16 protein-coding genes and 1 tRNA gene are annotated in these 18,189 nt (G+C 44.1%); 11 read left to right on the top strand and 6 right to left on the bottom strand.

Annotation, left to right across the window (positions count from 1 at the left end):
* The first annotated feature begins 159 nt into the window (after nucleotides 1–159).
* The 4 genes from NI469_RS02405 to rpmE all read left to right on the top strand — a co-directional run bounded on the left by NI469_RS02405 (nucleotide 160) and on the right by rpmE (nucleotide 4,276).
* Nucleotides 160–2,328 carry an AmpG family muropeptide MFS transporter gene (locus tag NI469_RS02405; protein ID WP_253174357.1) on the top strand — a complete coding sequence of 723 codons (2,169 nt, stop codon included), beginning with the start codon at nucleotides 160–162 and terminating at the stop codon, nucleotides 2,326–2,328.
* A 1-nt stretch (nucleotide 2,329) separates the two neighbouring features.
* On the top strand, nucleotides 2,330–2,731 hold the full coding sequence (gene gloA / locus NI469_RS02400) for a lactoylglutathione lyase (protein WP_004279741.1): 402 nt from the start codon (nucleotides 2,330–2,332) through the stop codon (nucleotides 2,729–2,731).
* A gap of 144 nt (nucleotides 2,732–2,875) precedes the next feature.
* The gene (locus tag NI469_RS02395) at nucleotides 2,876–3,856 is read left to right on the top strand and encodes a bile acid:sodium symporter family protein (RefSeq protein ID WP_247144153.1); all 981 of its coding nucleotides are present in this window, start codon (nucleotides 2,876–2,878) and stop codon (nucleotides 3,854–3,856) included.
* A gap of 195 nt (nucleotides 3,857–4,051) precedes the next feature.
* Nucleotides 4,052–4,276 (top strand): 50S ribosomal protein L31, encoded by a 225-nt coding sequence (rpmE, locus tag NI469_RS02390; protein WP_004279743.1) that lies wholly within the window; start codon nucleotides 4,052–4,054, stop codon nucleotides 4,274–4,276.
* Nucleotides 4,277–4,375: 99 nt separating this feature from the next.
* Here the strand turns inward: rpmE and NI469_RS02385 are convergent, their stop codons facing one another.
* From NI469_RS02385 to epmB, 3 genes are read right to left on the bottom strand one after another with little or no spacing between them, the layout of a single operon-like run.
* Complete coding sequence (locus NI469_RS02385) at nucleotides 4,376–6,541, bottom strand: EAL domain-containing protein (protein ID WP_253174356.1); 2,166 nt, start codon at nucleotides 6,539–6,541, stop codon at nucleotides 4,376–4,378.
* Complete coding sequence (locus NI469_RS02380) at nucleotides 6,523–8,268, bottom strand: GTPase (RefSeq protein WP_253174355.1); 1,746 nt, start codon at nucleotides 8,266–8,268, stop codon at nucleotides 6,523–6,525. Before NI469_RS02380 ends, NI469_RS02385 begins: the two co-directional genes overlap by 19 nt.
* A 9-nt stretch (nucleotides 8,269–8,277) precedes the next feature.
* Complete coding sequence (gene epmB, locus NI469_RS02375) at nucleotides 8,278–9,300, bottom strand: EF-P beta-lysylation protein EpmB (protein ID WP_005251335.1); 1,023 nt, start codon at nucleotides 9,298–9,300, stop codon at nucleotides 8,278–8,280.
* Between the two features lie 382 nt (nucleotides 9,301–9,682).
* Here epmB and efp point away from each other — a divergent pair, with 382 nt between their 5' ends.
* From efp to NI469_RS02340, 7 genes are all read left to right on the top strand, one after another.
* The gene (gene efp, locus NI469_RS02370) at nucleotides 9,683–10,252 is read left to right on the top strand and encodes an elongation factor P (RefSeq protein WP_004279747.1); all 570 of its coding nucleotides are present in this window, start codon (nucleotides 9,683–9,685) and stop codon (nucleotides 10,250–10,252) included.
* Between the two features lie 171 nt (nucleotides 10,253–10,423).
* Entirely contained in the window at nucleotides 10,424–12,523 is a 2,100-nt protein-coding gene (locus NI469_RS02365) for a carbon starvation CstA family protein (RefSeq protein ID WP_004730055.1), read from the top strand.
* Between the two features lie 7 nt (nucleotides 12,524–12,530).
* The gene (locus tag NI469_RS02360) at nucleotides 12,531–12,836 is read left to right on the top strand and encodes a YbdD/YjiX family protein (protein ID WP_171054308.1); all 306 of its coding nucleotides are present in this window, start codon (nucleotides 12,531–12,533) and stop codon (nucleotides 12,834–12,836) included.
* A 383-nt stretch (nucleotides 12,837–13,219) separates the two neighbouring features.
* Nucleotides 13,220–14,182 carry an AAA family ATPase gene (locus NI469_RS02355; protein ID WP_420909157.1) on the top strand — a complete coding sequence of 321 codons (963 nt, stop codon included), beginning with the start codon at nucleotides 13,220–13,222 and terminating at the stop codon, nucleotides 14,180–14,182.
* A 12-nt stretch (nucleotides 14,183–14,194) separates the two neighbouring features.
* On the top strand, nucleotides 14,195–15,100 hold the full coding sequence (locus tag NI469_RS02350) for a DUF58 domain-containing protein (RefSeq protein WP_184412589.1): 906 nt from the start codon (nucleotides 14,195–14,197) through the stop codon (nucleotides 15,098–15,100).
* 13 nt (nucleotides 15,101–15,113) lie between these two features.
* Entirely contained in the window at nucleotides 15,114–17,108 is a 1,995-nt protein-coding gene (locus NI469_RS02345) for a transglutaminase TgpA family protein (protein WP_253174353.1), read from the top strand.
* 47 nt (nucleotides 17,109–17,155) lie between these two features.
* Nucleotides 17,156–17,232, top strand: a tRNA-Val gene (locus NI469_RS02340).
* 203 nt (nucleotides 17,233–17,435) lie between these two features.
* On the opposite strand, the gene NI469_RS02335 is transcribed toward NI469_RS02340, so the two are convergent.
* From NI469_RS02335 to NI469_RS02325, 3 genes are all read right to left on the bottom strand, one after another.
* Nucleotides 17,436–17,600 (bottom strand): hypothetical protein, encoded by a 165-nt coding sequence (locus NI469_RS02335; protein ID WP_253174352.1) that lies wholly within the window; start codon nucleotides 17,598–17,600, stop codon nucleotides 17,436–17,438.
* An 84-nt stretch (nucleotides 17,601–17,684) separates the two neighbouring features.
* The gene (locus tag NI469_RS02330) at nucleotides 17,685–17,858 is read right to left on the bottom strand and encodes a hypothetical protein (protein ID WP_253174351.1); all 174 of its coding nucleotides are present in this window, start codon (nucleotides 17,856–17,858) and stop codon (nucleotides 17,685–17,687) included.
* A 16-nt stretch (nucleotides 17,859–17,874) separates the two neighbouring features.
* Entirely contained in the window at nucleotides 17,875–18,054 is a 180-nt protein-coding gene (locus NI469_RS02325; RefSeq protein ID WP_253174350.1) for a hypothetical protein, read from the bottom strand.
* Nucleotides 18,055–18,189 lie beyond the last annotated feature (135 nt).

The raw sequence follows: 18,189 nt of genomic DNA, 5'->3' as shown, positions 1-18,189 counted from the left end.
AAGGTATACAGATTTACTTGAAAAATTCAAGCCAACATGTCGCTTTTGCCCGAAAATAAAAAAACCGGAAATGTGATAAATATATAAATCTTGTTGAAAGATACGCTATTACAGGATTGAATAGCAGCAATTGGTTTTTCTGCGGAAAATAATAAAGCAATGACAACACAAACGACGGGTTGGAAATCCGCATTTACAGCATTTTTAGATCGACGTGCATTGATCATGCTGTTCTTGGGATTTTCGGCTGGTGTGCCGATTCTTCTGATTTTTTCCAGTCTGTCTTTATGGTTAGGTGAGGCCGGAATCAGCAAAAGTGCAGTCACTTTTTTTAGCTGGGCCGCATTGGGCTATTCGTTTAAATTCGTCTGGGCACCGCTCATTGATGAACTGCCAGTCCCATTTTTGACCAAGGCTCTGGGACGTCGTCGTGCATGGTTGCTGATTGCGCAGATTCTGATTGTCTGTGCCATTTCCATTATGGCCTTTTCTGATCCGGCGTTGGGTGCAACACATTTACAGCAAATGGCGCTCGGTGCAGTCCTGCTTGGTTTCTCCGCAGCAACGCAGGATATTGTGATTGATGCCTACCGGATTGAGCTGGCGGAAACCCAGATGCAGACTGTATTGGCCTCCACCTATAATGCCGGTTACCGGATCGGGATGATTGTGGCCGGTGCTGGTGCCTTGTTTCTGGCGGCCTATTTAGGAACAGCCAAAGGCAACTATATCTACGATGCCTGGAAATGGACTTATCTGGCCATGGCTGCCGTCATGCTGGTCGGTATTATCACCACACTGTCCATTCGGGAGCCGCAGGTTGACCGTGTACGCAAACACTATGTGCGCAGTGATTATTTCCGTTTAGTTGCGGTGTTTTTTGTGGCGGTGATCAGTTTTGTCTTGAGCTATATCTATTCGGGCAATCTGGTGGCCAGCATCACTGAACAATTCGCTATTCAAGATACCTTTGCCTTGTTTTGTTTTGAAGCTTTGCGCTTTATTGGCTCAGGTGCTGTCGCATTTGCGATTGGTGCAAGCTTGGTAAAAATGGGTGCGGTTAACAAGCAGATGGCCTATGAAACCTGGGTCAATCCCGTTGCAGATTTCTTTAAGCGTTATGGCTTGAAACTGGCATTGGTGCTGTTATTACTGATCGGTTTTTATCGGGTCTCCGATATTATTGCCGGCGTCATTTCCAATGTGTTCTATCAGGACCTGAATTTCAGTAAAGAACAGATTGCCGAGGCGGTTAAAGTCTATGGGGTGATTTTCTCTTTAGTCGGTGGATTCCTTGGTGGGCTCTTGGCCCAGAAGATGAACATCATGAAACTGATGTTTGTCGGTGCTGTGCTGGCCTGTTCGACCAACCTGATTTTTATCGGACTGGTCAAGTCTGGTGAAAAACTGGCAGCTGTCGAAGTTAAAGCCGGTAATCAGGTTTATCAGGCAGAGACCGATGAAGTTGGTTACTGGAAGCTGGATATACCAAGCGCTGTGCTGGCACAGAGCAAACAGCTGCAAGTTTCAGCCGCTTATCTTAATACAGATAATACCAATCAAGCGCCTGTGCAGGTGAATATGCCATATTTGACCGCAGAACAGGGCAGCACCCAGTTACAGATCCTGCCGATCACCAGTGACAATACTCTCACCGCAGCTGATCAGGACAAGACCATTGTGGTGCGCGGCCAGTATGTCGGTGAAGCACTGCAAGAGAATCAAAAAATTGTTTTGCAAATCAATGATCAGAATATTGAGGCAAAACTCGAAAGTGAAGGCGTATTTACTGCCGCGATTCCTGCACAACAACTGATTCAGTCACCTGCACATATTATCAGTGCCGTCTTGATGCAAGATGGTCAGGCACTTCAGCAAACAACCCATGTTTATCAGATCAATGATCAGCTGAGCAATACCCAGAATCTGGATGTCGATATTCAGCCCTTGATAGTGGTGGATAGCAGCAGTTCAGATACGGTCGAAGTCAGTGGTAAAGTGATTAAACCTTATAGCGATAAGTGGCTTTATTTTGCCATTATTGTCGATAATCTGGCTGCTGGGCTGGCTGGTGCTGCGTTTATTGCATTCTTGTCGAGTTTGACCAGTGTGTCATTTACCGCTGTTCAATATGCGATTTTTAGCTCACTCATGACCCTGACGCCTAAGATTTTAGGTGGATATTCGGGTACTATAGTGACCAATATCGGTTATCCGAATTTCTTCCTGATGACCACTTTAATTGGGATTCCGATCCTGATTCTGGTGGTTTGGGTCGCAAAACTGCTCGGTGAACACCAACAACAATCTGTACAGAAGGATGATTAATATGCGCATGCTGCATACCATGTTACGTGTAGGCAATTTAGAACAATCTCTTAAGTTCTATACTGAAGTACTTGGCATGACTTTGCTTCGTAAGCGTGATTACGAAGAAGGCCGTTTTACTTTGGCTTTTGTCGGTTATGGCGATGAAGAGAATCACACCGTACTGGAACTGACGCATAACTGGGATACAGACAGCTATGAACTGGGCAATGCTTATGGTCATATCGCGATTGCAGTTGATGATGCTTACAAGGCGTGTGAAGAGATTAAAGCGCGTGGCGGTAATGTGGTGCGTGAAGCCGGTCCGATGAAAGGTGGCGTGACTGTAATTGCATTTGTAGAAGATCCAGATGGCTACAAGATCGAGCTGATCCAGCAAGACAACAATGCACGTAATAACTAAGTGTGATGTAGCGAGATATATGAAATGCATTCATGTATAGATGAAAATATTACATCAATCTGAGTGCATAGCATGGGCCCGGCATCTGTTAAGATAGTCGGGCATTTTTATATCAAACAATAAAATCTGAGGGATTATAGGGATATGCTTAAGTTCTTGGCATTGGATCGGTTTACGATACTGTTGTTTGTGATGGTTTTGCTGGCCAGTGTGTTGCCAGTTTCGGGGAAGGCGGCTGAAGTCTTTGGCTGGGTGACGACAGGAGCGATCGCCATCCTGTTTTTCCTGCACGGCGCCAAACTGTCTCGTGAAGCTGTGCTGCAAGGCATTATGCACTGGAAATTGCATACTTTGGTTTTTGCGCTCACTTTTGCTTTGTTTCCAATTCTCGGACTTTTGGCCAAGCCGATTTTATTACCGATGCTCGGACAGGAACTATATTGGGGTTTCCTGTTTATGTGTTTCCTGCCATCCACTGTGCAGTCCTCGATCGCATTTACTTCGGTGGCTCATGGCAATGTCGCCGGGGCGGTATGTAGCGCCTCTTTTTCCAATTTGATCGGTATGTTTATTACCCCATTATTGGTGGCATTTTTTATTCTCGGTCAATCTGATCATGGTTTTGATCCGACTTCATCGATTATCCAGATTACACTGCTGCTCTTGGTGCCGTTTATTTTAGGACAGATTCTGCGTCCATGGATCTATCCGCAAATGATGAAAATGCCAAAAATCGTCAAGGTTTTCGATCAAGGTTCGATTTTACTGGTGGTGTATGGCGCTTTTAGTAGCGCCGTAGTGGCTGGTCTGTGGAATGAAGTAAGCCTGAGTACCTTGTTGTTGCTATTGCTGGCTTGCTCGGTGTTACTCACCATTGTGATGTTATTATCACTTTATATTCCACGCTGGCTGGGCTTTAGCCGCGCTGACCAAAAAACGGCATTCTTTTGTGGTTCCAAGAAAACCTTGGCCAGTGGAGTGCCGATGGCGCAAATTTTATTTATTGGCCAGCCGCTGGGCATGATTGTCCTGCCGATCATGATTTTTCATCAGATTCAGTTAATGGTCTGCGGGATTATTGCCAATCTGTGGGCCAAAGAGAGTGAATCAGAAGCTGAAGAATAATTCGCATATTGAATTCGTTTCACGTATAATAATGCCCACTTGTTGTGCTTAGCTCTGACGGTATCCGTCTCGGTGGGCCAAAAGAATGGTCTGTTGTGGTGTTGATCTGCATGAACGATGTTCCTGCTTCCTCATTTGAGAGTGATCAATAGCGATGACAGCTAAACCTTCTTGAATCTAATGGAGTAATCGACGATGCGCGCCGATATTCACCCAAAATATGAAACTTTAGTTGCTACTTGTTCATGTGGTAACGTAATCGAAACTCGTTCAGCTCTTGGTAAAGAAACTCTTTATCTAGACGTATGTTCAGCTTGCCACCCATTCTACACTGGTAAGCAAAAGAACGTTGACACTGGCGGTCGTATCGACAAGTTCAAACAACGTTTTGCTGGTATGTCACGTTCTGTTAAACGTTAATACCCAAAATGAAAAAACGGGCTTTAAGCCCGTTTTTTTTGTGCCTGCAATTCAGAAGATGATCATGCCACTTTCTAAGTTGCAGGTTTGTAGCAGCACTTAATGCTCTTGCACATCAATCAAATGATCAAGTTTTTTCTGGAAATAATTTCCCTGAATAAAGCGAGCATCCACGTTCCAGGCATTCGCGAACAGTGTCATATCATTTAATTCACGGATCAGGATATTGAGTGGCTTGATTTCATTATAGCTGGTGATTTTTTCCTGTAACTGCTCAATCTCGGTATCTTTATTGAGCATATTGGTTAAGCTCGAATGTAAGCTGACACCATCCAGTTCCAGTTCGCGCAGTAAATTTTGACTGTACATGGATTGACCAAAATCACGAAGTGCAATCAGCGCGCCATGTTCATGCAATACGCGTAGATATTTTTGTGCATCTTGCTGATTCAGTAAAATATCTTCTTCTGAGAATTGCAAGATTAGCGGATGCTTCACTTTACTGCGAATAATCGTAATCAGCTTGGAAATAAATTCCGGGAAGGTGCGGTCTTTAAATAGCACGGCACGGTTCAAATTAACAATTAAGCTTGCATCAGGATACTGGGTAATAAAGTTGTGTAGCTGTTTACTGGCTTCAACCAGAATCCAGCGATCCAGTTTAATGGACAGTTCATCATCTTCATGAAGTTCTAAAAGGCTAGAAATATCCTGCCATTTATTCTCAAAAATAAAGCCACTGGTCACTTCATAGGTATATAAACGCGTATCTTCTTTATCATAGAGTTGCTGATACTTTAAATGGATCTCGCCACGTTCCAGACATTCACTTAAGGCTTTCAAAATAGAAGGTGTAGCGCTAGGAATAGACGTGACTGCTGGACTGATCGTTGCCACTGTTGAGCTGGCAACTGGTGTTTCAGCAACACTGAAATCTATACTTGGCATTTCTACCATGGCCTGACTGCTCAGTGATGCAGGAATATCGAGTTTAAATTCAGGTACAGCTTCTGCTTGAGGTAAAGATGTCGAGAATGCTTGTCCAATCAGCGTATTGCAGTGCATTTCATCCTGCAAACCCTGTTCAAGCATGACATAGCCCAAGCGCAAATTTAGAGGGAATGACTTTTGTCCCACTGTAATGAGTTGCGGTTTGCTTAAGGCATTTAAACTGATCAGTTTGGATTCAAGAATTGCTTTAGAGTCTGCCTGAAACAGACCGACAACGACATCATATTCCAGTTTAAACAGGGGAATATGGGTCTGTTCCTTGAGGAATTCTTTGACTGCATCAAAGTACCCATTAAAAGTGGCCCAGTCAGATTGTAGAACTTCCGGGTCATATGCACTTAAAGAGAAAGTGACTAAGGCATTCACCGGTGCAGACTGCTTGTTCAGTTCACGTTTAAGTGACTGAAAAACACTTGGTTTTCCAGGAGTTTTCTCGGAAAAAACTGTTTGAGATTGAGTATCAATGCTAATTTGTACTGCATCTTCTTCAGCAGTTGAAGGCAAGAATTCCAGTTTTAATGGGTTAGATGCGGACACATGCGGATTCAGAGACTGAATCTCGACTCGACCTAAATCAAATTGACCCTGAGAGATCTTTTTGAAACGGGTTTTAAAATCATTCAAATCTGAAGGCTGGAGCAGATCTAGTAAAGGTAGACCAATGATCTCATCTTCATTTTGCAAGCCAAACAGTTTCAGGTAGTCCGCATTGACCTGAATGTGAATCCCTTCCTGAATGGTGGCAACAGCACGGTTGCTGTCGTCTACCAAAGATTGTGCCTGAATTTGTGCTGTTTCCAGCTCAGTCATTAAATGTTGCTGAGACTGTGACAAACGGCTAAATGACAATGCTCGAACCAGTCCCACATAAAAGCGTTCCAGGTAGTCAAAATTGAGAATGTCATAGATCCCTTTACGGATATATTGCGCATATTGTTCAGCCTGGTAATCATCCGGTTTAAGCAAAATCATCGGCAGATTAGGCTGCTGCGAAAGGCGTACCAGACTTAAGGCCTGTTCATATTTCAGGTCGTAGGCACGCCCAAAAATAATCAGATCCCAGTTGAAATTTAATTGTTTTTCAAAAGATTTCAGATCATCTAGCAGAACAGCATCCACCTGATAATCGTGATTAGTCAGAAGCTCACAGATTTGATTATATCTAATTTGATTATCATCAATAATCAGTAAACGTGTTTCAGTACGTTTTAACTTTTTAGACAATAATGGATTTCTCACTTCAATGCTTCCCATAAATCATGATTTCTGCTTTCATTCATGTGCTGATCGATAAAGTTTTCGATCATCTCTTCTTCCTGATCATTGAGTAATTCATAATCAAAACGGATGAAACTCTGCGTAATCAGTTGTGCTTTGGTCAGATAGATTTTGATTTCTTCCTGACCAAGACGTAAATGAATGGTTTGTTTTTCCCTAAACATCTGTGAACCAGAGACAATCAGGCTGGTCGAGACCTGATCCAGTTGCGTCATTTTCACCAACAGGGCAGGCTGATAGTTGACATGATGACGTTCGGTACGGGTATAAGCTGCACAAGGAAAGAGCTCTTGTGCCAAAATTTCCAGCCCGATTTCTAGGCTCTTATCCGTTGACTGCTTGATCCAGCGAATCACACCGCCACGCCACTGGCTTTGGGTTTTTTCCTGAACCAGAATAAATTCACCAGTTTTTAAATTGGCAGGCGTAACACCAGTCCATTTAATCCGGTAACCATTGACACTGATATCCAGAACTTCAGCGCTATGAATCTGTTTTGTTTCACGATCAAGCGCCTTGATGCTGCTAAAGGCACTTGGAATTGTATTTTCCATCGAGCTGACAAAACTGCTTTCGCTCTGGAAATTATAATTGGCATCGAGTTCCAGGGTTTCGTTGAAGTTTTTACCTTTAGACAGGTAAAAATGCGCCACGCTTAAGCCAAAGCAGATATTGATCTGTGCTGAATATTCATAACGTTCATGACGACGCTCGACATTGTTCGAGAGCAGATTGTAGATATGAAAATGCAGTGCAGGGGTCAGGAACAGTTTTTCATTCCGCGACAGATACTGGGCATTTTTACTTTGAGTGCCCGTTAAATGATCCATCAGATTCTGGGTAGAAATATAGAAGCTCGGCTGAAACTGTGGCTCTTGATGGGTATTAAAGATCGGTGGATGATCTTTACTGGCATCGACGACATAACGGGACAGCGTAGTTTCCTTCGGCAGGATCTTTACCAGTTTGGCCCAGTCAAAACTGCATAGATACAGCCCCTGAATTTCTGCAGGTCGGATCTGATGAGTATTGAAGATATCCAGTAAAATCAGCTGTGCATAGGCCTGTGCAATATTCTGGATTTCATGCTGGGTACCTAATACCTGATTGATATTAGTTTGATAGAAATTGTTGTCTATTGCACATTCCAGCAGTTGATGGGCAGCTAGCCATTGCCCCAGACCTGGTGTGCTATACAGCATATGCTGTTGATATAACAGAAGTGTGAGTTGTTGCAGGGCATAATAAATCGACACCATCCGGGCAGTTTGAATACTCTTCTTTTTGCCTAGAGAAAATAGCGAAAACTTCTGATGGGTCAGCTGATGATTGCAGCGTTTGATGATATCGATATAAATTTTGGCAAAATGACTGCGCAACAGCATGGCCAGTTCAATAATCTGGTCATTGCGGTCGGAAGTGATCAGTCCCTGATTGACGAAATGTTTTTCCAGACTGGTCAGAACATTTTCAAGGGTGGGATGTAAGACCTGAATCAGGTCAAAGCGCAGGGTTTCTGTACATTTCAGCTCGGAAACTTCCAATAGGGCATTAAACAGGGATTTGGATGAATTCCCCAGCTGTAGAATCGAAATGCCCGCAACCCATTCCTGCAAAGCCTTGGCAGTGGTTGGGCAAAAGCTCAACTGCTCTCGTTTAAGTTCCGTCGGTGTCTGAAAAATGTCTGAAGTATGCGTGCTCATCTTTATTATTTAACTCAAAAATGTTGAAACCCCAAAAAGCGGTGTCTTATTCTTCTCGCCCGCTATTTCTCGAACCAGTTTAGGAACCAAATACCCCGGCAGGTTCGCTAAAACTTCTGTATAAATCTCATTAATATGGTCAGGCGCCAAATCAAAATGATGCGCACCTTTTACTTTATCAAGTACATGTAAATAATAAGGCATGACCCCGGCATCAAACAAGCGATAGCTTAAATCTACTAAAACCTGAGCAGAATCATTCACCCCGTTTAATAAAACTGCCTGATTCAGAACGGTGATCTGCTGTTGAACCAGTTGGTTTAAACGCTTGCAAGTGAAGTCATCCAGCTCCGATGCATGGTTTGAGTGTACCACCAGAATAATACGTAGCCTACTGTTTTTTAACATGCTAAGTAGCTCTTCGTCGACTCGGTTGGGGATCACAATAGGAACTCGTGAATGTATTCTTAAGAATTTGAGATGTGGTACTGATTCTAGTCGTTCAATCCAGGTTTTTAATTTCCGGTTCGATAAGGTTAGTGGATCACCGCCACTCAGAATCACTTCATTAATATCAGGCTGGCTTTCCAGATATTGCTTGATATTTATCCAGTCTTCATTTTTAGGCAGATTTTCCTGATAGGGGAAATGCCGGCGGAAACAATAACGGCAATGTACAGCACAGGCACCAGTCAGTGTCAGCAAGAAACGGGATTTATATTTGTGCAGTACGCCGGGTTGCTGATTGGCCTGTTCTTCGCCCAAGGGGTCGGTAACAAATCCTGGATGTTCTTCCAGTTCCAGATGATGGGGTAGCACTTGTAAAAGCAATGGGTCTAAAGGGTTTCCGGTCTGCATTTTGCCCACAAAAGCACGTGGTACGCGCAGTTTAAACTGTTCAGAAGCTAAAATGGCGCCTGAGAGAAGCTGTTCAGGTGCGAGTTGCAGCACTTCAAGCAGTTCGCGTGGATCAGTGATCAGGTCGCTGAGCTGTGATTGCCAGTTTTGTTCTTGATATAAATAGTTCGTCATGCCGGAAGATTAACAATAATAAGTGAGAGGACAAAGCCTGATGGGCACAGTTTAACAGTTTGTGCGGAAGCGCAATAATCCACTGCGCTATAAAATAAAGAGTGATTAAGCTATGCTGATCTTCGTGCTCGCCTGATGGTATTTTAACGTTGAGCAAGACATGAATAAACAAAGGATTTTCATGTCTGATTGTAACTTAAACAGCCTGAGTGGGTGAAAGCGGATTTTTTCATTGCGGCAAAGTGTATTGCTCATTTAGAATACGCAACATCAAATGAATGTGCATGTGGCAACTCAATGTTCGTGTCAGACTTGCTAAATGACATCGCAACAGCCCATAGCATCAATAGATTAAAGTTAGTAAGTTTGGAGTGCGCCAGTCATGGCCTATTATTCTACGAATGATTTCAAGTCAGGCCTTAAGGTTATGCTTGATGGCAACCCATGTTCAATCATGGAAAACGAATACGTAAAACCAGGTAAAGGCCAAGCTTTTAACCGCGTAAAATTACGTAACCTTAAATCAGGTAAAGTTCTGGAAAAAACTTTCAAATCAGGCGAGAACCTAGAAGCGGCTGATATCGTTGAAGTAGAAATGGAATACTTGTACAACGATGGCGAAATGTGGAACTTCATGGATCCTGTTACCTTTGAACAGATCGCAGCTGATAAAACAGCAATGAGCGATGCTGCAAAATGGTTAAAAGACGATTCAAATGAAAAATGTACCATCATGTTGTTCAATGGCGTGCCTTTAAACGTGACTCCACCGAACTTCGTCGTACTTAAAATCGTTGAAACTGATCCAGGTGTTCGTGGTGATACTTCTGGCGGTGGCGGTAAGCCAGCGAAACTTGAAACAGGTGCTGTAGTACGTGTTCCATTATTCGTACAGCAAGAAGAAAGCGTTCGTGTAGATACCCGTACTGGTGACTATTTAGAACGTGCATAATGGTTTGAAAATAGACTATTATCGAGAGGGATGATTTAAATCATCCCTTTTTTTATGCCAAAGTCTTAGAGGAAAAGCAAAAGAACAGGCGTAAAGTCGCAAGGGAAAACAGCAGTACCTCGAACAACAACAATCACGCTGATTTGTATGCATCACAATATGAGGGATTGAATGGAAACTTTACAAAAGAAGTCGACGCTGACTTCGAAAATGATTTGGCTTTTGGTAGCCATTGTGGGTGCAGTCTCTTTTGGAGTTCTAGCACTGAGTCGGGGTGAGCATGTCAATGCAGTCTGGCTGGTACTTGCCGCCGCCTGTGTCTATAGCATTGCTTACCGTTTCTACAGTTTGTTTATCGCCACCAAAGTATTTGAGCTGAATGAACGCCGTTTAACGCCTGCGCATCGTCTGGCCGATGGTCTGGACTATGTGCCGACCAACAAAAGCGTTCTGTTTGGCCATCACTTTGCAGCGATTGCCGGTGCAGGTCCTTTAGTCGGTCCGATCTTGGCAGCACAAATGGGCTATTTACCCGGTACGATCTGGCTGTTAGTCGGTGTGGTGCTTGCCGGTGCAGTCCAGGATTTTCTGGTACTGTTTATTTCCACCCGTCGTGACGGTCGATCACTCGGTGAGATGGCCAAGCAGGAACTCGGAACCTTTGCCGGTATTATCGTGATGCTCGGTGCCTTGGGCGTGATGATCATCATTCTGGCAGTATTGGCGCTAGTCGTTGTTAAAGCACTGACTAACAGTCCATGGGGTGTATTCAGTATTGCAGCCACCATTCCGATTGCGATCTTTATGGGCATCTACATGCGTTTTATCCGCCCGGGTAAAATTGCTGAAGTCTCGATTATTGGTTTTGTATTGATGATGCTGGGCATTATCTACGGTGAAAACATCGCACAACATCCATATTGGGGGCCATTCTTTACACTTTCTGGCACTGAACTGACTTGGGCGCTGATCATTTATGGCTTCATTGCGTCGGTATTGCCAGTCTGGCTATTGCTTGCCCCACGTGATTACCTGTCAACCTTCCTGAAAATTGGCGTGATTGCAGGTCTGGCCGTGGGTATCCTGTTTGCCATGCCTGAAATGAAACTGCCAGCAATTACCAAATTCGTTGATGGTACTGGTCCTGTATTCGCAGGTTCTATGTTCCCATTCCTGTTTATTACCATTGCCTGTGGTGCGATTTCCGGTTTCCATGCTTTGGTGTCTTCAGGAACGACACCGAAACTGGTCAACAATGAACGCGATATCCGCATGATCGGTTACGGCGGTATGTTGATGGAATCTTTTGTGGCGATCATGGCCTTGATCTGTGCTGCAATTCTGGATCCAGGAATTTACTTTGCCATTAACTCACCAGCCGCATTACTCGGTACTACAGCCGAAAGTGCAGCAGAAGCAGTACGAACCCTTGGTTTTGTGGTAACCCCTGAAGCCTTGACCTTACTGGCACAAGAAGTCGGTGAAAACTCGATTTTGTCACGTACTGGTGGTGCGCCTACCTTTGCAATTGGTATGGCACATATCATCACTGAAATTTTCAACAGTCGTGAAATGATGGCATTCTGGTATCACTTTGCGATTCTGTTTGAAGCGTTGTTTATCCTGACTGCTGTAGATGCTGGTACCCGTGCCTGTCGCTTTATGGTTCAGGATACCGTGGGTATCGTGATTCCTGCGGTGAAACAGTCGCATAACTTCTTCGGAAACTTGTTGGGCACTGCGGTTGCAGTTGCAGGCTGGGGATTCTTCGTCTATCAGGGCGTAGTCGATCCACTTGGTGGGATTAACAGTTTATGGCCACTCTTCGGTATTGGTAACCAGATTCTGGCTGCGATGGCGCTCATTCTCGGTACCGTCATTCTATTCAAGATGAAAAAACAGAAATATGTCTGGGTGACAATTATCCCGACAGTGTTCCTGTTCATCACTTCCATGACTGCGGGCTGGCAGAAGATTTTCCACGAAAATCCGAAGATTGGTTTCCTTGCACAAGCTGACCGTTTCAACACTGCAATTGCCAATAATGAAATCCTGGCACCAGCGAAAACTGTGGCAGAAATGCAGACGGTAGCGATGTCAAACCAGATTAATGCTGCGCTCTGTGCCTTCTTTATGATTGTAGCCTTTGTCATGTTGTTTGCTGCAATTCGCGTGATTCGCCGTGCATTGGCAAATCCTGAGCCATCGGTGCATGAAGCAGAAGCGATTTATCGCGATCCTGAAGAGATTCAGCCAGCGAAAGGTCATTAAGGGGAATATTATGAATCTGAAGTTTGCCAAAAGCGGGAAAACGATGATTTATAAAATCATCAAAATGACCGTGATGTCACAAAAGGATTTAATCCTGAATCCGAAAAACTGGTCGCGGATTGCGACCTTGTGGCAACGTTTGCAGCAAAGTTTCCGTTTGATGGTCGGTGTGCCTGATTATCAAACCTATGTGGAGCATATGCGCAAGCATCATCCGGATCTGGAAGCGATGGACCCGAAAACATTTTATCGTCACTGTGTGGATTCCCGTTATCCATCTGCGGGCGGTGATATGAAGAAGTGTCCGTGTTAATCGTTAAGTAACAGCAAGCGCCTTTCTGGGCGCTTTTTTCTTGTTTAAAACTGCTAGGGAAATAGACGATCCGGTTAAATCTGATGTCATTGATTGAGCTAGCTGAGAAAAATTTTATAAAAATCCAGGAAATCACTTAAGTCTGTATACCTTTTAAGTATGATTTTTTTCAAATAGATAAATGAGTATATGTCGTCTATTTGTTTATTTTTCTATATTCCCTATGTTTTCACCTGATCATTTTGACTCGTCTTTTCTTTAAATCCTCGTCATTTTCTAGCGAATATTTTTATCCTGTTACACAGACAGATGATTGATCTTTTGGGAAAATTTAAATTTCAGTGTATGTTAATCTTAGGCCATGTTTTATTAAGGAATTTATTGTGATCTGGGGCATGAAACAAAAGGAAAATAACGACATTGCACACATCAATACAGGGCTTGAACAAAAGATTGCAAGTTGTGCACCCAAGATCCAGCGTTTTTTTGAAGAAGTTAATGCCATTGTGTTGGACAAACAGGCCCAGACCAAACTGGCACTTTGTTGTCTGATTGCAGGCGGACATGTCTTATTTGAGGATTTACCCGGGTTGGGTAAAACCACATTAGCCAGCAGTCTGGCACATCTAGCAGGATTGAAGTTCCAGCGCATCCAATTTACCAATGACATGCTGGCCAGTGATGTCATCGGCATTAATATGTTTAACCAGAAAGAACATCAGTTCGAGTTTAAACAAGGCCCAATTTTTACCCAGATTTTACTGGCAGATGAAATCAACCGTTGTAGTCCCAAAACCCAGAGCGCCTTACTTGAAGCCATGGAAGAGGGCTATGCCACCATTGATGGGGTGCGTTATGCCTTACCCAAACCTTTTTGGGTGATTGCCACACAAAACCCGCTGTTTCAAAGTGGTACTTATGCTTTGCCGGAATCCCAACTGGATCGTTTCCTGATGCGTTTGTCTTTGGGTTATCCATCGCGCCATGCAGAAAAACTGTTATTACAACAGGAATCCCGTTTTGCCCTGATTGCGAGTCTGGCGCATATTTTTACTGAAGATGAAATTCTGGATCTACAAAGTCTGGCGCATCAGGTGTTTATTAGTGAAGCGATTCAGGAATATCTGCTCGATCTGGCAGAAGAAACTCGTAAAAGCCGTCATGGACTTTCTACTCGTGGTTTACTGGCCTTGAAGCGTGCCGCACAGGCGCATGCCCTGATTCAGCAACGCGCTTTTGTCACGCCGGATGATGTGCAGGCTGTATTTGTCGCGGTGACCTCCCATCGTCTGGGTTTGAGTGAAGCTGAAACCTCTAATGTCATGCAACAGGTTGCGGTCAGCTAAAGGAGTCCTCTCTTGGATAAAACCTGGCAAAAATGGCTGGCCAAGCGCTTTCAATTCTCACAGCAGAAACAGCTCTCGCAGAAAGATGTCTTGGTATTTATTTATCAGCAGGGCTATCTGTATCTGGTGTTGATCTTCATCACCTTTGTGGCCGGGGTGAACTATGCCAATAACCTGATTTTAGGTTTCTGCTTTTTAATCAGTGCGGTGCTGTGTATCAGTTTTTATCTGACTTTTAAGCAATTGCATGACCTGAAAATTGAATTGATCGCAGATGATGTGGGGCAGGTCGGTCATAGCGTGAATCTGCATCTTTATTTTCAACAGCAGCAGCTTCGCCCCCGCTATTTGTATATCAAAGCAGGGAATCAGCTAGCGAAAGTTTATCTGAATGCACAAAAACAGCAATTTATTCTGCCATTTTATGCAGAGCAACGTGGCAAGTTTGATTATCCGGTGATTCAGATTTATTCGGTTTATCCCTTTGGGTTAGTTCGAGCCTGGACCTATCTTTATCATCAGCATTCGGCCTGGGTCGCGCCTAAAGCTGAAGTTTTTAGCACAGAAAATAAATATCACTTTAACCGTTTTGAACCGGATATGGATGAGTTCCGTGAATTACGCAATTACCAGTCAGGTGATTCCTTGCAGGCGGTGTCCTGGAAGCAGTTTGCGCGTGGGCAAGGCTTGTATGTCAAAGTCTTTGAGCAATATCAGGATGAGCACAGTATCGAGATTCATTATGCACATATGCCGAGCCAGTCACATGAAGAAAAACTTGAATTTGTGATGGGTCTGGTCGAGCAGTGCGAGCAGCAGCAATGTGCGTATAGTCTGTATTTGCCACAGGCCGAATTGCCTCAGGGCGCAGGTGAAGAACAACTGCGGAAAGCCAAACAATTGTTGGCGCAGGCCTAAGGCGGGTAAATTCATGATCAATGCAAAAATCCGTACCTCGATTGTGCTGACTTTGGGCCTGATTCTCATCGCCCAGATGGCATTTATTCCGGTTCTACTCAGTATTATTTTTGCGATTAGTATTGTATGTATCTGGATTTTCCTGAAACGTCAGCAGCCATTTCCCAAAACGGGCACTTTTCTACTGACGGCTTTGGCACTCGGCAGTATTTATTTGAGCCATCATAGTTTTATTGGTGTTGAGGCTGGGGTAGCAGTTTTATCTACTTTTTTATTTGCTAAATCACTGGAAAGTAAAAATAAACGTGACCTGATTATTCTGTTTAATTTTGCCCTGTTTGTTGCTGCCAGCTCATTCCTATATAGCCAATCTTTTGGGATGGCGATTGTGATCGTGCTGTGTTTAATCAGCTGTCTGATTGGTTTGTACCGGATTCAGACTAGCGATTTTGAGCAGGAGCAGATCACTCAGCGCGCAGCATTGCAACAGGATGCCAAACATGTGGGCAAGTTTATCTTGTACGCTGTTCCATTTTTTATCTTGCTGTTTATTTTCTTTCCGCGCTTGCCACCACTTTGGCATATTCCCATTCCTGAAAATAAGGGTGTGACCGGCATTGGCGATAGTATGTCACCTGGGGATATTGCTGAATTATCCCAATCCAGTGCCCTTGCTTTCCGGATTATTGGTGATATCAGCAAGCTTCCGCCACGCTCAGAACTCTATTGGCGAGCCTTGGTGCTAGATGAATATGATGGGCAACGCTGGACCAGCAGTTTCGTCAATCAGCAGCCTTTAATGCGACAACCGATGGATACTTCACCCGTACCTACAGGCTGGAACTACCAATATCTGGCTGCGGATCCTTCGGTGTTCTGGATCATGGGGTTGGAAAAATCGATACCTGTGGAACGCCGTTATTATAACCGTCAGGATTGGAGCATTGTGCCGAGACGGCTCACGCAACGTGTTGCACCGATTTCGTTACAATGGATCGGAACGGGATATGACCCTCAGGCTTTGCCAACGCAATATATCGAGCGAACGAATACTCAGGTGCAGCGCCGACTTGACCCGCGAGCGCAACAATTAGCACAACGTCTCTATACGCAAAGTGCGGAAGATCCTCGGCGTTATGTACAGAAAGTCTTGAACTGGTATCAGCAGAATAATTTTGTTTATACCTTAAAGCCGGGCCAATTAGGACAAAACCGGATTGATGAGTTCCTGTTTAATTCCCGGCAAGGCTTTTGTGAACACTATGCCTCGAGTTTCGTGATGTTGATGCGTTATGTCGGGATTCCTGCACGGGTGGTCACCGGCTATCAGGGGGGGGAGTTGGCACCAGATCGCATGAGCTGGGAAGTCCGGCAGCTCGATGCGCACGCCTGGACAGAAGTCTGGATTGACCAGAAATGGCAACGCTTTGATCCAACCGCAATGATCACTCCACAGCGTATAGATGATGGCATGCAAAATCTGCTTTCTCAGGATGCATGGGTATCGGCAAATCAGTCGACCTGGAACTCGCAGCATAATCTATGGGTCACCAAACTACGCGTTTGGAGCGATTATGCCAGCTACCAATGGCAAAGTAAGGTGGTGGGTTATAATGCAGAATCACAACAGAGCTGGTTATCAAAATTAGGACTCGGTTCAGTTTATTCGAGTGTCATAATTTTGCTGGGCAATATTGTGCTACTGATTTTGGCCTATGTCTTCAGAATTTATCTGAAAGCCCGACAGGCTCAATCTCCATTAGATCGCGCTATTCAGCAGCTGAATCAATCTTTAGCTGACGATCTCAAAAAACAGTCTGCTGAAACTTTTCATCACTGGATGCAGCGTTTATCTCAACAGGTTCAGATTGAAAACCAGACTGCCTTTATTCAAGCTATACAGGTTTTTGAAAAAAATCTTTATTCGGGAACCCCAATAACTGAACAAGAATTGAAAAAATTCAAGGATTTGCTTAAAACTTGCTCGGATGTTCTAAAAACTAAATGAAAAGGCTTGTCTTAATGAGAAAAAATTTATAATATGCCAAGCATTCTAGGTGTATAGCTCAGTTGGTTAGAGCGCTACGTTGACATCGTAGAGGTCAGCAGTTCGAGTCTGCTTATACCTACCAAGATTAGCTTCTATACAGATTTCTATAGGGTTGTATAAAGCAGAAAACCTCCTAAATTCAAATATTTAGGAGGTTTTTTTATTTTTGGCAGTCTAGTATGTATCTCTATAACTGCCCCATGTTTGTATCACAGCATGTATCACGGTTTAATAATCTAACTCGTGATATAAGGTGATGCGCATGTTTCGGACCGTATTGTTTGATTAAACAGCTGCTTTTTTCGCGGCGGTAAAAATCCTTAAGGGACCGGACAGCAGTGGTGGATTCAGATAGTTTTTAAAGGATGCCAGGCTTAAACCGCAGGTCTGATTTTTATCTTCTAGACAGCGGCTCAAGGCGGAATCCAGTGTCACGTCAGGGAGCTGCACCCAATGACAGCTTGCCGAATCCAACAGTCTGGAGATCTCGGAATATTGCCCTGTAAAACCCATTTTCTTGAAGATCACCCTGAGTTAGTCGAAAGCGTTCATGCGCACCGGTGGGGACTGTGCCAGAAAACGTGCCAGCCAGAGTTGGGTAATGCGGTCTAGAACCAGTGTGCGTGATTTTCTCAGCGGAGCATTGTGGTCATACAGATCGCCATAGCTTGGAGACAAAGGTGTCAGGAATAGCAGCTGCAGATCCAAAGTACTGTGCCGTATTTCAGTAGCGCCAGATCTTCTGATGAATCAGGCTCGTATAGCTGGATCGTTGCAGCCATTCCCGGTCAAACTCCATGGCTTCCCACTCAATGCTGAGCAACTGTTTACAGGGTAGATCTAGTTCCAGGTCATATCGTTGGTTGAACAGCATGATTTGCTTGCGGTAGCAATGATACAGCATTTTTTATTACGTACAGAGCTGGCTTTATGCTCGATAACATCTTCCAGGGTGTGCAGTATCGAAAGATATTGCTGATGCTGATACGCCTTCAAGAGAGAAGGTAAGGGCAGATGCATTTTGAATAAATGTTTGGGG

Origin of the sequence: Acinetobacter lwoffii (assembly GCF_024129735.1) — a bacterium.
GTDB lineage: Bacteria > Pseudomonadota > Gammaproteobacteria > Pseudomonadales > Moraxellaceae > Acinetobacter > Acinetobacter lwoffii_H.
The sequence above is the reverse complement of the archived record's forward strand: the minus strand, read 5'-3'. Positions and strand labels throughout refer to the sequence as shown.

What these genes read in the sequence shown, in the direction of transcription:
- rpmE (WP_004279743.1), top strand. Translation starts at nt 4,052, where the DNA reads ATGCGCGCCGATATTCACCCAAAATATGAAACTTTAGTTGCTACTTGT.
- NI469_RS02365 (WP_004730055.1), top strand. Translation starts at nt 10,424, where the DNA reads ATGGAAACTTTACAAAAGAAGTCGACGCTGACTTCGAAAATGATTTGG.
- NI469_RS02325 (WP_253174350.1), bottom strand. Translation starts at nt 18,054, where the DNA reads ATGCTGTATCATTGCTACCGCAAGCAAATCATGCTGTTCAACCAACGA.
- epmB (WP_005251335.1), bottom strand. Translation starts at nt 9,300, where the DNA reads ATGACGAACTATTTATATCAAGAACAAAACTGGCAATCACAGCTCAGC.
- NI469_RS02380 (WP_253174355.1), bottom strand. Translation starts at nt 8,268, where the DNA reads ATGAGCACGCATACTTCAGACATTTTTCAGACACCGACGGAACTTAAA.
- NI469_RS02385 (WP_253174356.1), bottom strand. Translation starts at nt 6,541, where the DNA reads ATGGGAAGCATTGAAGTGAGAAATCCATTATTGTCTAAAAAGTTAAAA.
- efp (WP_004279747.1), top strand. Translation starts at nt 9,683, where the DNA reads ATGGCCTATTATTCTACGAATGATTTCAAGTCAGGCCTTAAGGTTATG.
- NI469_RS02395 (WP_247144153.1), top strand. Translation starts at nt 2,876, where the DNA reads ATGCTTAAGTTCTTGGCATTGGATCGGTTTACGATACTGTTGTTTGTG.
- NI469_RS02405 (WP_253174357.1), top strand. Translation starts at nt 160, where the DNA reads ATGACAACACAAACGACGGGTTGGAAATCCGCATTTACAGCATTTTTA.
- gloA (WP_004279741.1), top strand. Translation starts at nt 2,330, where the DNA reads ATGCGCATGCTGCATACCATGTTACGTGTAGGCAATTTAGAACAATCT.
- NI469_RS02345 (WP_253174353.1), top strand. Translation starts at nt 15,114, where the DNA reads ATGATCAATGCAAAAATCCGTACCTCGATTGTGCTGACTTTGGGCCTG.